We start from the raw sequence: 12256 nt of genomic DNA on the forward strand, positions 1-12256 counted from the left end.
GGACGATAAACAGCTCGTCATCCTCATCGTCGTAGGCCGTCGCCGACCCCTCCAGCACGTTGGGCCCGTGGGTCCAGCGCACGGTCTTGCCGATCAGCGGGTGCTCGTCGCTCGGGCTCATCGCTCTACATGCGCTTCCTGGCCGGACTCCGCGAGACCGGCTGCACGGCCCCTCTCGTACTCGTCCCGGAGTCGTGTCGCCTGCAATTCCTCGAACTCGTTGATCCATCGACCACCGTCGAGTACGTCGGCGGCAGACCGGAGACGCATCGCGGCCGACTCCGTGGCCTCCTGCAGCGACTTCTCCACCTGCTGACGGAGTGCGTCCTCGTCGATCTGGATCTTGATGCTCTGCGGCTCAGCCATGGTTCTGTTCCTCTTGTTTCTCGGGTGGGGTGACGGCTGTCTCCCATAACGTCCGGGCAACGTGATCCGCACACCGGACTGCGTGCGACGCTGATGCCGATGCGGCGGGCGAGGCCTTCGGTGTGGAGTGCGAGGACTTGGGCCTTCTGGTCTTCGGATATCCCCACGATGGATCACCTCGACTCGGGCCTCTTGCCCTGTGCGGGATGCGCCGTAGCACGGGGATGTCGTTGCTTCGACAGTCTGGGATTGGTGGGCGTGTCGAGTCGGCTTGTGTCCGGGATTCGCTGGGACCTTGGAGGCCAAGCACCTGAGCGCCTTTTGATGACTGTTGGGGCCGTCTGGTTCGGGAGCGATTGGAGATCGTGGGGCTATGAAGATCAAGATCAATGAGGCGGGGATGCGCGAGATGTACGCGGGCATCGCACGGAAGATCGAGGACGCCGATCGGCGGTTCCGGGCTCAGCACGAGGGAAAGCCAGTCGGCGAGGTTCAGCCACGTGTGAAGCGCTGGTTCGCAGCGATCGGTGTCGACATGCCTGAGTCCCAGGTCAGGGACTATGCGGCGGCTGTGTCAGCGCGGCAGCCGTTCAAGTGGGTCGTGAAGTGAGCGACGGCAAGATCCGGCGGGAGTTTATCGTGTCGATCCCTGAGGATGCGACGCCGGCCGAGGAGGAGCGGCTGATCGACGAGGCGACGGACCGTGAAGTGGAGAAGCTGGTCGACGAGCTGGGGGACAAGTTCCTCCGTGACGCGGGCCTGTAGCTGACGCGGCGAAGCCCCGGTGTCCCTTGTGTCAGGGGCCGGGGCTTCGGGCGAGGCGGAGTACTCCATCATCTACGTTTTATCGTTGCGGGTTTCGCGAATTAATGCACGCCCCGAATTCGGGGGTGTCTGTATGCTCCCGATATGGGTAACGCAGCACACGATCTTGCCGATCTCCTCGAGGCTTGGAAGACGGTGTCGACTGGCGTGTCTGTGCGGCGCATGAGACAGCTCGACGACGACAGTCCGGATAGCTGGGCGCGACAGATTCAAGCTGCGCACCTGCTCAGTGAGGTGGGGCGGTATCTCGATGCCATGACTCTTTCTGGCGAGAACATCGATCACTTCCGACGGTCTTATCCGGCGTGGGCGAAGGGCGTTTTTGCGCCCTGGATCGACTGGACTTCGAGTGTTCAGGGTAACCGCGCAGTGATAGAGCAGTCGGCGATCGACGTCCTTCGTGCTTTCGGTGACGTCGTTCGGTCGGTCGGTCTTACGGTATCGATGTCGCCTGCAACGGCTCGCACGAGCAGTGAGGCGCTCGAGGATTTGCTGGAGTGCCTTCGCGATCCGGCGATCCAACTGAGCGAGGTTGAGCGGCGCTACGTGTTCGAGTTGATCAGTTCCGTGCAGAAGGTCTTCGCGGAGTCCAGCATGCTCGGCTCCGTCGATCTTCTGCGACGAGTTCATGAACTTGTTGGCGTGATCACGATGCTGGCGGACAGCTTGGAGGAGAACGAGGACACTGCGAGCTTCGCAGAGAGACTGCGTGAGGTGGTTCGGCGAGTTGTACCATACGCACGATTTGGCGCCCGGATGTCGGCGGGCACCCTCGGTGCCGCAGCCGATTTGCTGCAAATCACCGAGGGCGGGTAGTCACCGTCGCCCGATTGCTCCGCGAGGTCTACCGCGCCTCACGCCGGGTTCGATGCGGAGGACGGCCTTCGACAGCACCACGGTCACGCCGATCCGAGGTGCGTCTCGCAGCGCGCGGCCTCGGCAGGCACGAACGTGATCGACCGGTCATCGGTCCAGTCCTCTCGCCTTGGTCGGCTTCTCGACGACGTTGCGCTCGTCGTCGGCCGTCATCGGCCGTTTCATCCCGTTGAGCCGGTGGGTCCAGGGCACGGTTTCGCCGATCCGTGAGCGCTCACCTCTCGGACTCATCGCTCTGCCTGCCTTTCCTGCTGGGTGTCGCTCATCGATGCGACCTTGTAGCGGTGGTTGTAGGTCAGAATCGGCACGCCGACTCCTTTCGGTGGTGCCGCGACGGACGCGGCATACTGGGCGAGTGAACTGGGACTCGTTCGTGCCCGACTTGATCGTCGGTCTGGCCACTGGTGGCATTGTCGGTGGTGTCGTGCTCGGCGCCGAGAGGCGATTCACAAGTCGCGCTCGCAAGCTCGAGGTGAGAAGCGCTCAGTCCAAAGTCGTCGAGCGTGCACGGTCGGTCCTGAGGCACAACATCGATTTCGACAATGAGAACGGGAACTGGCACCCCAACCGGACTCTCCTCAACCGGCTTGTGGAGGAACACGCCAACGTTCCGCGAGGCCAAGCACCCGAGTACGTCTGGACTTTCCGCTGGGCCGAGCGGTTTGTGTCTGCACTCGACGCGCTCGAATCGACAGCAGACGCTCTGGACGCACGCAGCAAGGTTCACTTCTCCGCCGACGGTTATGACGGCGTCGCGATCTCCAGACAGATCGATCGCAACGTGCTCCGACTCATTTCGTCTGGCAAGCCCCTCGATCCGGAATGGGAATGGGAATGGCCGGCTGACCTGAGAACCAGGATGCCCGGACCGCCGCACGACGAGCAGCTACGCCGCCTGATCGAGGAGTACGTAGACAGCCGGTGGTTGCTCCTCGCATATCGCGAAGCGTTCTTTGTTGCCGAAACCGCTTGGCGGAAAGAATTTTGGCGCGCGCGACGCGCCTCGACTCGAGGCCACCCCCGCAGTCCAATCGTGCGAGGGTGGCGCGAGGTCGTTCGCAGACGCGCTGTTCAGGCAGCACGGGCCACCGCAGAAGATGAAGCACGCGACGTGATCGACAAGGTCGATCCGTTGGCCGATTGAACTACCGCAACGATACGTCCGCGCGCTTCGCATCCCGCTCGCGACGTTTCATGTCCGCTTCAATCGCGGCGAACGCGGGAGCGTACTGCTCCGCCCACGCGTCCCACCCGAGCTGATATCCGCACTCCGGCGTGCCGCACACGACTCGGAGGTCGTCGCCCTTGCGCTCCGGCGCGGCGCGCCACAGGTGCGGATACCCACAGTTCGGGCACTGCACGTACGGGATGGCACGGAACTGCGCCTCGCTGTCCGGCCACCGCTTCAGCGCGACGTCCATGCGCCTCAGCAGCACGACGGCCGACGTCGCGCCCTCGATCGTGGAGATCCACGAGTCGACGTCCATGCGGACGGCTTCGTGTGCGAGGCGGATGGCCTCGTCGATCGACGCGGTCGACGGGATCACCCGCGCGCCCAGCGCGACCATCAGCTCGTCGGCCGCGATCCACGGGTCGGGCATCAGGATCGACTTCTGCATCGACGTGTCGACGCGCTCCCCGATGGCCTGTGCCGGCTTCTCGATCGAGCGGAGATGAGCGATCAGCCACGCGAGCCGGCCGAGCGCGTCGACCAGTCGGCGGTAGCAGACCGGGCAGAGGTAGCCGAAGCGCGCGGAGCGGGGCACACAGCCCCGACACCGGTCGTTCTCGCACGCCGCGTAGTGCTGATCCCGTCGCCGACACGGGAAGGGGCGGTCCCGTCTCGGAACCGCCCCCATGGACTCGTGATTGGTGATGCACGCTGTTGGATCGTCAGGCATCGTCGTTCCCGTCCTCCTCGTCTTCCATGTCGACCGCCGACTGGTGGTGGTGACCGCACAGCGGCCAGATCACCCCGCACCATGAGCAGATCGGGCCGTTGCCCTTCAGGTCGAAGACACCCTGCGCGGACCGGGCGCCGAAGCGCTCCATCTTGTCGACGATCCAGTCGGCGGCTTCACGGGCACGGTCGTCCTCCTCGATCTGCAGCGCGTCGCGCACCTCGTTGATGAACTTCTTCGCCGCGACCAGGCGCGGCGGGACAGACATCAGTGCGCGCTTCGGGTGTGCGTCCTCAGCGACTTGGAGGATCTCGGTGAACTCGTCGCTGTTCGCCTGACCCGCGGCGCTCACCAGACACCCCGGTCTTCGTCGTGGATGCCGAACCGGTCAACCTCGGCCTGCTCATGCTCGGAGAGCTCGGGTGCGGCGGGGTGCATGGGGTTGCGTTCCTCTCGGATTGTGAACTCGCTGATCGGGCGGAACCGGAGCCCGACTGTCGGGTGGTAGAGCGGGTCGCGCCAGAAGGGGGCGTCGGCAATCCCGAACACGTTCGCCATCGTGACCGGAAGCGAGGGCTCGGCAGTGAACGTTTCGACGCTGGTCGCCTTCGGGACGTTGATGATCGTCCGTTCGGCGCCCTGGTCAATGATGATCGTGATGCCCGCGTACTCGACGCTCACAGCACACCTGCCTCTCGGAGCTTCGCCTCGGCGAGCGAGACGCGTTGGAAGTCCGTCGCGCTGCCGCCGGGCATGTCCGGGTGCGTCTTCTGCTGGGCGCGACGCAGCAACCCTGACACCGGATGGTCCATGTAGGGCAACCCGGTGACGCGAGCGAGGAACATGAGCGCGTCCTGGCGGTCGGCGAATCCAGCCGGCGTCGCGGTCGCCTCGATCGCGAGATACCCGCGGTACTGCTTGCCGCTCTTCGACACGCCATAGCGGTCGACCTTCCGGAGCGCCTCGAGTGCGAGCGCGATCGCCCGGAGGTTGTCCTCCCACGACGTGAACGTGTCGCACGGGTACGAGAGGTGCCCGTTCCGCGAGTCGATCGAGAAGATCACTCCCGGGTGCTCGGCCTTCGCGTTGGCGTACGGTCGGCCGTCGATGCGGAACGCGCCGGCGGGGATCGCGACGAGCAGCTCGGCGAAATCCTGTTGCACCTTCGTGTCGACGAGGTTGTAGATCTCGCGCCGCAGCAGGGCGAGGGTATTCGACAGGGTCGCGCGGAACGGTGCCGGGCGCCGCTCGCGCGTGAAGTCCTCGGGCCAGTCCCCGATGGGACCGACCTTCATCGTCTCGGGCCAGGAGCTCATGCCCCGCGACCCCCGTAGCTGACGCCGGCATACGACGAGCGAACGCGGTGCGTGATCCGGTTGATGGTGGGAATCAGCGCGGCGAGCTTCGCGTGCCGCTTCCGCTTCTCCTGCCGCCCCCACCGGTGCCGGCTCGTGACCGGGAGGGCCGTGCTGTCGAGGATCTGCTCACGGTTGGCGAACAGCTCGCGGGCGCTCGGCTCGTACTCGGAAGCGATGCGCTGGCGTTCGTTGCGGGCGCGGGCGTCGACGAGGAGTCGGGGGTGGAGCTCGGCGTGGATGTCGATGGTCATCATGACTTTCCTTTCAGGGTCCGGGTAAGCCCGGCGGTGTGGTTCTTGGGGAGCTGGATGATCGGCTCCCCGTGGGTGATGGATGCGCAGATGGCGAGCCAGACCGCGTCCGACTCGTTGTTGTTCCGGACGTCGGCTTCGGGTACTCGCTTCGCAGTCGAGAGGAGGACTTCGTCCTTCCCGGCGCTGCCGGAGCCGGTGGAGACCTTCTTCACGCTCGAAGGTGCGTACACCCACGGGGTGCCGTGGTGCGCGGTGAGTGCGGCCATGGTCAGCCACCAGCCACCGAACATGCGATCGACTGCGGAGCCTCGCGCGCCGAGCGACGGTCCTTCGATCGCCCAGATGTCCCCCTCGGCGGGGTCCGCCCCGCTCACGATCTGCACGGCGATGCGCTCGACCCGCGCGAGAAATCCCTCAGGGGTGCCGTCGTCGGGGTTCGACGTGATCGTGCACCGATCCCACTCGCCGTCCACGTACGCGGCGACGCCGCATCCCGTGAGCGACCAGTCGATGCCGATGAAGTTCGTCATGGGGCTGTCCTTTCGTGAAGCGAGAGCATCCCGTCCGCCGCGGCCGTGACCGCGCCGGAGCCGGGGAAGAGATCGTCGAGTTCGTCGACCTCCGGGTCGTAGGCGAGCGCGTCGAGCACCCATCGGGTCCACTCGGGCGGCTTCGCGCCGACGAAGCTTCGAGCGGCTCCCCGCGCTGACGGAGCATTGGCGGTGAGCACGTTCGAGACGCGCATCCCGGCGCGAGTGCGTCGCTCCTCCGGGATGTAGACGATGACCGGTTCCCACCGCTCGATCAGCCGGCCACCGCCTGGCATCGCAGTCGGGCGGTGCCAGGCCATGATCTGCGCGTTGATCGGCAGGGGGTGGTACGCGCCGAGTCCGTCGGGAGTCGTCGCGATCGCCCAACCGTCGTAGTTCTGCACCAGGTGCAGAAGGAGCGCGCGGTGGGCGTCCAGGTCGTCCCACCTGCCGGCGTCCGGGTGGTTGTCGGCACGCGGGGCGTCCGTCCTCGAGCGCGGCCCGTCGCCGTACCAGCGCGTCGCGCGCGACCTCGCCGTGACGCGTGATGCGCCGCCGGCGAGATCGAAGCGCTCTCGGAAGAGCGGCGGGTATGGCGGATCGGCGATCGCGAGCTTCATGCGGCGAGCCGATACTCGATGGCCGGCACGCCCGTGCGGGCGAGCAGGATGCGCAGCGCGGCCGCGGCCTGCCGGGTTACGACGCCGTTGCCGCATGCCTTGAGCTGCTCGGAGCGGGTGAGGCCGATCACCGCGGCGGTCACCCAGCCGCGTTCCCAGCCCATCATCCACTCGGTCAGCTCGGGGTTCAGGCGGGGCTTCCCGCCCTTCCCGTCGTTGCGCACGGGAGCCGGAGCCGGCCGGCCGATGATCGTTGCCCATCGCTCGATCGCGGCCGCGTACGGCCCCCAGTCGGTTGCCTGTTCGATGGCGATGCCAACGAGGAGCGGCTCAACTTTCCGATCGCCAGAGCGCGAGGTCTGGCCTCCCTCGGCCATCGCGACGTTCGGCGTCGGGAGAAGTCGCTGTGTCGCGGTGGCGAGGTCGTCGCCGCCGGACGTCGAGCGACCCGCTCGTGCGTAGTCCGGCCCCGATGTGCCGTTCTTGGCCTCTGGTGTCGGGAGGAGACGCCCTCCGCTTCCGATGAGACCGTTCTCGGCAATGATCGCGAGGTCGGTCACAACCTCCCTGCCCGGCTTCTTCCGGAGATGCTGTTCCGGCGAGTTGCCGGAAGGCTGTGCGACCGGTGTCGGGAGGAGCAGATGCTCCGTCACGTCCTGCAACGTGACCATCGAGCCGCGCGCCTTCTTCCAATCCGGATGAGACGAGCCACCACGCACGGCCGCATAGGCGTCCGATGTCACGGTCGGGAGGATGAGCCTCGCGATCTGCTCCGAAGGAAGATCTGCCAGCACGGTCACGCGGACCCCTGAGACGACGAAACCCCCGCCGGGGCGGGGGTTCGGTCGGTGAGGTTCGGGCGCAAGCCCAGGTATTTTCGGACGGCTGCGATCTGAAGCCTGGTGCGGTGCAGCTCGTCAGCGATCTCACGGTCGGTCATCTGCTTCTCGAGGACGAGGCGCGCGACCCGCTTCTGGTAGTCCGTGGACGGGACACGTGTGGGTGCGTCGGTTCGGCGTTCGGACGCTCGCCGTTCGTTGCGGGCGTCGTTCCAGCGCCGCACGTCTTCGCTCGTGGGCTGGGGGCGTGCCGGCTTCCGCGCGGCTTCCTCCTGCTCGAGCACCTGCTCCGGTGTCATGCCGGTGTCGATCGCCCGACGGAAGCTGTAGTCGCCGTGGTAGCGGAAGTGGACCGTGCGACAGGTGATCCGCGCCGGGCAGTGCGCGCCGCGGCATCCGCGAGCGAATCCCTCGGTGGTGCCGTGGGGGTGGGTGGGGTCGGACAGGATGTCGGCGCTCATGCGCTCTCCTTCATTTCGTTCTTCGCCGCCCGATAGCCCTTGTAGGCGCGGCGGCGTCTTTCGTTGTCGAGCCGCTCCTGGCGGCGTGCGTTCCTGTCAGCGCTTTCCTGGAAGCGCGCGAGGTCGTGGCGGGCTTTCGCCAACTGGTTCTCCTCGGAGATCAGTCGTTGACGCCGGCTGTCACTCGCCGAACCGGGACGTTCCCGGATCACGCTCGACAGCGGGGGGAACTGCTCGCGCAGCGCGGCCCGCTTGTTGATGAGCCTCAGCCAGTCGAAGTCCTCCGGCATGGGGTGCCCTCCTCGAATGAGAAAGGCCACTCCCGAAGCGGGGAGTGGCCTGTGGATAGTTCCGGTCAGACGAGACCGGATTCGTGGATGTACTGCTGCACCTCGGCGGGCGAGCGGGTGATGGCGGCGAGGACGTACTTCGTCGGCGCGCGCGGTGGCGTCTTGATCTTGTTCAGAATCCAGATGGACACGTTGACGGCGTCCGGCGGCTCGAGAACCATGCCGAGCTTGTCTTCGATGTGCGCTCTGACCCGCATCACGTCGATCCCGTGCTGGGATGCCAGTGCGCTTCGGTATGGGGCAGGTTGCTCGTCCGTCGCGTCGCTCGCACGGTTATCTCGTGACGGACTCTCTGAAACGTGAGTAGAAGTCTGGTGACTCTGACTCTGACTCTGACTGTGCTTCTGGTTGCCACCGTCGGCCTGGCTCTTGCTAGCACTTGCTTGGGCCTTGGCAAGCCCTCCCTTGCGCCCCGCTTCGGCCCGCAACGCGCTCCGCGCCTCGCGGTCAGCCTTCGTCTGCTGATGCTTCGAGTACTCCCGAATCACGTAGTCGGTGCCGTCCCGGAGGACGAGAGGACGAGTCGGATGCGAAGCGACCAGCGCGGCGAGGATCTGCGGCCCCCATAGGAACTCGGCGTCCTCAGCACTGAACCGTCCGTCGTTGTCCGCGATGCGCGCCTCGCCATTCATCTCGACGAACGCCCACTTGACCTCGGCTGGCTGGTTGCGCAGCTTGGGGTGACGGTGGAAATCGTTCGGGAACGTCATGTAGAGGCGCTCATCCTTCGCCATCTCGCCCCCTCCCGAAGAGCATGTTCCAGAGGTCGTCGCTCATCCGGTTCTCGATCTTGAACTGCATCGAGAAGCTGGGCTCGGGGCGGGGTTCCGGTGCTGGCGTCACCTGGATGCGTTGGGGCTTGACCTCGCGTCCCCAACCGTCGTGGACCTGCTCGGCCTCGAGGCGGAAGCAACCCGGCTCCCACTCGACGATCGCGTCGAACCGGGTCTTGTACGGCGACACCTGCGTCATCCTGACGTGAGGTAGGACGGTGCGGTAGTGGCGGCGCGCGGCGAGCTTCGTTTTGTTCCGGCGTCCGCGGACCTTCATCCGCGGGAAGTGCACCGGAGTGCGTGGTATCTGAGCCATCACGGCTCCTCTCTCAGTCGTCGTCGCACCGGCACGGCTTCACCAGCCAGCAGTCGGGGCAGACGACCTCTCGGGGTCCGAGAGTGGTCGGGTCGGGCTTCGGGACACAGTCGACGTGGCGGAACTTCCCGTCTTCGTCGCGTTCGATCTCGTCGCCCTCGCGGATGCGGTAGCCACAGTTCGCCGCGCATGTGCCGTTGTACTGGGCCGGGAAGCTCATGGCTCCTCCGCTTCCAATTCGAGCGCCCCCACCACTTCGGCGAAGGCGTTCAGGGTGACGGCGGCGACTTCACCAAGCGTGACCAGCGCGTGCCCGAAAGCGGCGCCGACCGCGGCCATTCGCTCGAGCTGTGCGGCTCGGGCTTCCGCGTCGGGGTCGAAGCCGAGCCGGATGAGCGCTTCGCGGGCGCTGGCGTCGATCTGACGCTGGATGCGACGCGTTACCGCGGCGATCTCCCGGTCCACATCCATGCGTCGGCTCATGCCTCGGTCTCCTGGATGTTCTTCGGCTCGGTCATGCGCCAGATCGCGTCGGTGATGTTCTTCCCGTCGAGCAGAGAGAACACGAGACCCCGGATGCCGGCAGACACGTTCGCGGTGATGTAGAGCGCCTGGTCCTTGCGCTCGGTGAGGTCGCGCCCGTGCACGGCCGCGACCCACATCTCGGCCGCGTGGAAGGTCCACTCGTGCTGAGCGAGGAGCGGTTCGGCCGTCTCCATCGCCCACGCGTGGAACTCGTCCGGGAGCGCGGTGACGAACGCCTCGAATGTGCCGGCGCGGAGCTGTCGCCAGACCTCCTTGACGGTGAGGTTCGACACGACTCGGTGCAGGGCCACGTAGTCGTCCTGCTTGATTTTCACCGCGTGCGTGGGGTCGAGCCACACGACCAGTCCTTCAGCGTTTGGCCGCGGCGGGATCGCGAGCGCCTCGCGGAGCGTGCGCGCCGGCATCTCGGCGGCGAACGCCAGCACCGCATCGTCCATGTTCGGTGGCGAGTAGTGGCCGGTCGTGATGTCGACGGCGCCGAGGTAGACGAGCTCGTCGCGGGTGCCGTAGTCGAGCACGATGCGGTTGCCCGGGTAGATGATTTCCCAGAGCCAGGTGTACTCGCCCCTCGTCAGGGGAACAACGAGCCCCCACGGCGATGCGTTGAGCCAGCGGGTCGCGTGGATCGCCTGGTCGGAGGAGAACGAGCCTCGCGTCGCGATCGCCGGACGCCCGTCGGGCCGCATGTAGGTGATGCCGAGCGAGCCGTCGAGCTTGTCGAACGCTCCGACGATTGGGGCGTCGACATCCAGCTCGCCGACCTCCGGCTCCCCGTGGTTGTGGAACTTCGCGAACGGCCGCGCGAGCACCTCGCGAGTGTAGGCGTTGTAGATCAGCCCGCGGGTGAGGCGGGTGATCGCGTTCCAGTGGCGGTCGAACTGGCACCGGTCGGTGTAGTTCAGGATGCGCAGCTCCGGGAACTCCGGGTGCGTGCGCTCGGTGACGTAGCCGGCGGAGATCTCCGCGTCCACGGCCCCCATGTCGATGAGGTCGTCGATGGTCATCAGAATGCCCCTTCCTGGGCCTGGAAGCACTTGAGCCCCATCGACCGCCACATACGGACGACGGAGTCTCGGTCGTCAACGGCGAAATGCACGTTGAAGTGGTCGCGCACGTGCGCGTTGAACAGCTCGCGCTTCACGACGGTGTCGGCGCGCATGTCACCCTCGGGGCGCATGAACAGGTGGTCCCACGGCACGCGGTGCTCGTCGAGCCACTGCTCGGTGAGCTGGCGGCATGTGGCGTCGCGACCGGACATGAGGATGATCTGTGTGGTGCTCGAGCGTCCGATCAGGTCGACGAGCCAGGCAACGGCACTATCGAGCGAATCCGAGCCGACGAGCTTCCAGTCGTACGGTGACCGCTTCCCGTCCCTGTGCGCGAGGGTGCCGTCGATGTCGACGATGATCGCCGCGGGCTTCGCCAGGTTCGGAACGTAGCGCCGGGGCGGGGTGTCAGCGATCGGCGGCGGCGGAAGTTCACCGTTGATCGTGAGCCGATCGTACGATCGGCGGATCGCCTCTTCCGGGACGGTCCCTCCTCGAGCCTCGTTCCGGGCGAGCGCGAGGTCGAGCGACACGGGGAAGTCGATGAAGCGCACCGGGTAGCCAAGAGCGAGCCAGGGGCGCACGTAGCGAGCGCGGAGATTCTGGGCGTCGATGATGACGTCCTTGCCTGCGGCGAGCGCCGCGAGCGCGATCTGCTTCTCGACCTGGGAGACGTGCTGCTCGAGCGAGTGCGAGAGGAGCGTCTGCTCGGTGCCGGAGATCATGCGGCGGATGTCGTCGCGGTTGACTCGGACCCGGCTCTCAGGATCGGCTGCAGCCCATTCCTTCGCGTGCTTGCTCTTGCCGGAGCCGGGGATGCCCCGGGTCATGTGGATGGTAGGCATGATGCCCCGTTCTCCGGGCGCACGCCCGGCGTCAATTCGTCCTGATAGGGATATCGACCGCTTCGCCGTCGGGCGTGAATCTGAGACGTTGGCCGTCGAGGGTGCAGAAGTCGGTCGTGGCGGGATCGGCGATGCCCGAGGGGATAGACCAGCCCTCAGGCGGGTTCGCTGAGTGAGCGAGTCCGTGGCATCCGGTGTGGTTCCCCCATCCGCACAGCGCGGCCAGGTTCTCAACCGTGTGCTTCCCCCCGCGGGACCGGAACTTCCGGTGATGCAGCTCGAGGGGTGCGACCCTGCCGCACCCCTCGCATCTGCCGTTCGCTCGCTTCCGGACGACCCGGCGCACTGGT

The 12256-nt window shown here is 66.3% G+C and carries 22 protein-coding genes; 4 read left to right on the forward strand and 18 right to left on the reverse strand.

Features of this window, described 5'->3' with window-relative positions; genetic code table 11:
• Positions 1-117 precede the first annotated feature (117 nt).
• Entirely contained in the window at positions 118-366 is a 249-nt protein-coding gene (locus tag ACWA14_RS11895; protein WP_463793739.1) for a hypothetical protein, read from the reverse strand.
• A gap of 373 nt (positions 367-739) precedes the next feature.
• On the opposite strand from ACWA14_RS11895, the gene ACWA14_RS11900 reads away from it, so the two are divergent.
• The 4 genes from ACWA14_RS11900 to ACWA14_RS11915 all read left to right on the forward strand — a co-directional run bounded on the left by ACWA14_RS11900 (position 740) and on the right by ACWA14_RS11915 (position 3211).
• Positions 740-976, forward strand: a complete 237-nt coding sequence (locus ACWA14_RS11900; protein ID WP_463793741.1) for a hypothetical protein — start codon at positions 740-742, stop codon at positions 974-976.
• Positions 973-1131, forward strand: coding sequence for a hypothetical protein (locus tag ACWA14_RS11905; RefSeq protein WP_463793743.1), 159 nt, complete (start codon positions 973-975; stop codon positions 1129-1131). Before ACWA14_RS11900 ends, ACWA14_RS11905 begins: the two co-directional genes overlap by 4 nt.
• Before the next feature lie 144 nt (positions 1132-1275).
• Complete coding sequence (locus tag ACWA14_RS11910) at positions 1276-2007, forward strand: hypothetical protein (RefSeq protein ID WP_463793745.1); 732 nt, start codon at positions 1276-1278, stop codon at positions 2005-2007.
• Between the two features lie 415 nt (positions 2008-2422).
• Positions 2423-3211, forward strand: coding sequence for a hypothetical protein (locus tag ACWA14_RS11915; protein WP_463793747.1), 789 nt, complete (start codon positions 2423-2425; stop codon positions 3209-3211).
• Position 3212: 1 nt separating this feature from the next.
• On the opposite strand, the gene ACWA14_RS11920 is transcribed toward ACWA14_RS11915, so the two are convergent.
• The 17 genes from ACWA14_RS11920 to ACWA14_RS12000 form a co-directional block, all read right to left on the reverse strand.
• The gene (locus ACWA14_RS11920; RefSeq protein ID WP_463793749.1) at positions 3213-3833 is read right to left on the reverse strand and encodes a hypothetical protein; all 621 of its coding nucleotides are present in this window, start codon (positions 3831-3833) and stop codon (positions 3213-3215) included.
• Between the two features lie 127 nt (positions 3834-3960).
• A complete protein-coding gene (locus tag ACWA14_RS11925) occupies positions 3961-4236 on the reverse strand; it encodes a hypothetical protein (RefSeq protein ID WP_463793751.1) in 276 nt (91 codons plus the stop codon).
• Between the two features lie 80 nt (positions 4237-4316).
• Positions 4317-4649: a hypothetical protein gene (locus ACWA14_RS11930; RefSeq protein ID WP_463793753.1), complete on the reverse strand. Its 333-nt coding sequence runs from the start codon at positions 4647-4649 to the stop codon at positions 4317-4319.
• Positions 4646-5284 (reverse strand): hypothetical protein, encoded by a 639-nt coding sequence (locus tag ACWA14_RS11935; RefSeq protein ID WP_463793755.1) that lies wholly within the window; start codon positions 5282-5284, stop codon positions 4646-4648. The genes ACWA14_RS11930 and ACWA14_RS11935 overlap by 4 nt, the downstream gene beginning before the upstream one ends.
• Positions 5281-5577, reverse strand: coding sequence for a hypothetical protein (locus ACWA14_RS11940; protein ID WP_463793757.1), 297 nt, complete (start codon positions 5575-5577; stop codon positions 5281-5283). Before ACWA14_RS11940 ends, ACWA14_RS11935 begins: the two co-directional genes overlap by 4 nt.
• Positions 5577-6110 carry a hypothetical protein gene (locus ACWA14_RS11945; protein ID WP_463793759.1) on the reverse strand — a complete coding sequence of 178 codons (534 nt, stop codon included), beginning with the start codon at positions 6108-6110 and terminating at the stop codon, positions 5577-5579. Before ACWA14_RS11945 ends, ACWA14_RS11940 begins: the two co-directional genes overlap by 1 nt.
• A complete protein-coding gene (locus ACWA14_RS11950) occupies positions 6107-6730 on the reverse strand; it encodes a hypothetical protein (protein WP_463793761.1) in 624 nt (207 codons plus the stop codon). The genes ACWA14_RS11945 and ACWA14_RS11950 overlap by 4 nt, the downstream gene beginning before the upstream one ends.
• Positions 6727-7530: a hypothetical protein gene (locus ACWA14_RS11955; RefSeq protein ID WP_463793763.1), complete on the reverse strand. Its 804-nt coding sequence runs from the start codon at positions 7528-7530 to the stop codon at positions 6727-6729. Before ACWA14_RS11955 ends, ACWA14_RS11950 begins: the two co-directional genes overlap by 4 nt.
• A complete protein-coding gene (locus ACWA14_RS11960) occupies positions 7527-8030 on the reverse strand; it encodes a hypothetical protein (protein WP_463793765.1) in 504 nt (167 codons plus the stop codon). Before ACWA14_RS11960 ends, ACWA14_RS11955 begins: the two co-directional genes overlap by 4 nt.
• A complete protein-coding gene (locus tag ACWA14_RS11965) occupies positions 8027-8320 on the reverse strand; it encodes a hypothetical protein (protein WP_463793767.1) in 294 nt (97 codons plus the stop codon). The genes ACWA14_RS11960 and ACWA14_RS11965 overlap by 4 nt, the downstream gene beginning before the upstream one ends.
• A gap of 65 nt (positions 8321-8385) precedes the next feature.
• Complete coding sequence (locus ACWA14_RS11970) at positions 8386-9114, reverse strand: hypothetical protein (RefSeq protein ID WP_463793769.1); 729 nt, start codon at positions 9112-9114, stop codon at positions 8386-8388.
• Positions 9101-9469 (reverse strand): hypothetical protein, encoded by a 369-nt coding sequence (locus ACWA14_RS11975; RefSeq protein ID WP_463793771.1) that lies wholly within the window; start codon positions 9467-9469, stop codon positions 9101-9103. The genes ACWA14_RS11970 and ACWA14_RS11975 overlap by 14 nt, the downstream gene beginning before the upstream one ends.
• A 13-nt stretch (positions 9470-9482) precedes the next feature.
• Entirely contained in the window at positions 9483-9689 is a 207-nt protein-coding gene (locus ACWA14_RS11980) for a hypothetical protein (protein ID WP_463793775.1), read from the reverse strand.
• Positions 9686-9952 carry a hypothetical protein gene (locus ACWA14_RS11985; RefSeq protein WP_463793780.1) on the reverse strand — a complete coding sequence of 89 codons (267 nt, stop codon included), beginning with the start codon at positions 9950-9952 and terminating at the stop codon, positions 9686-9688. The genes ACWA14_RS11980 and ACWA14_RS11985 overlap by 4 nt, the downstream gene beginning before the upstream one ends.
• Positions 9949-11019 (reverse strand): RNA ligase, encoded by a 1071-nt coding sequence (locus tag ACWA14_RS11990; RefSeq protein WP_463793781.1) that lies wholly within the window; start codon positions 11017-11019, stop codon positions 9949-9951. The genes ACWA14_RS11985 and ACWA14_RS11990 overlap by 4 nt, the downstream gene beginning before the upstream one ends.
• Complete coding sequence (locus ACWA14_RS11995; RefSeq protein ID WP_463793784.1) at positions 11019-11906, reverse strand: phosphatase domain-containing protein; 888 nt, start codon at positions 11904-11906, stop codon at positions 11019-11021. The genes ACWA14_RS11990 and ACWA14_RS11995 overlap by 1 nt, the downstream gene beginning before the upstream one ends.
• Positions 11907-11937: 31 nt before the next feature.
• Positions 11938-12252: an HNH endonuclease gene (locus ACWA14_RS12000; RefSeq protein WP_463797441.1), complete on the reverse strand. Its 315-nt coding sequence runs from the start codon at positions 12250-12252 to the stop codon at positions 11938-11940.
• Between the last annotated feature and the right edge of the window lie 4 nt (positions 12253-12256).

The sequence above is a fragment of the Microbacterium sp. TW_SC_2 genome (genome assembly GCF_055361165.1).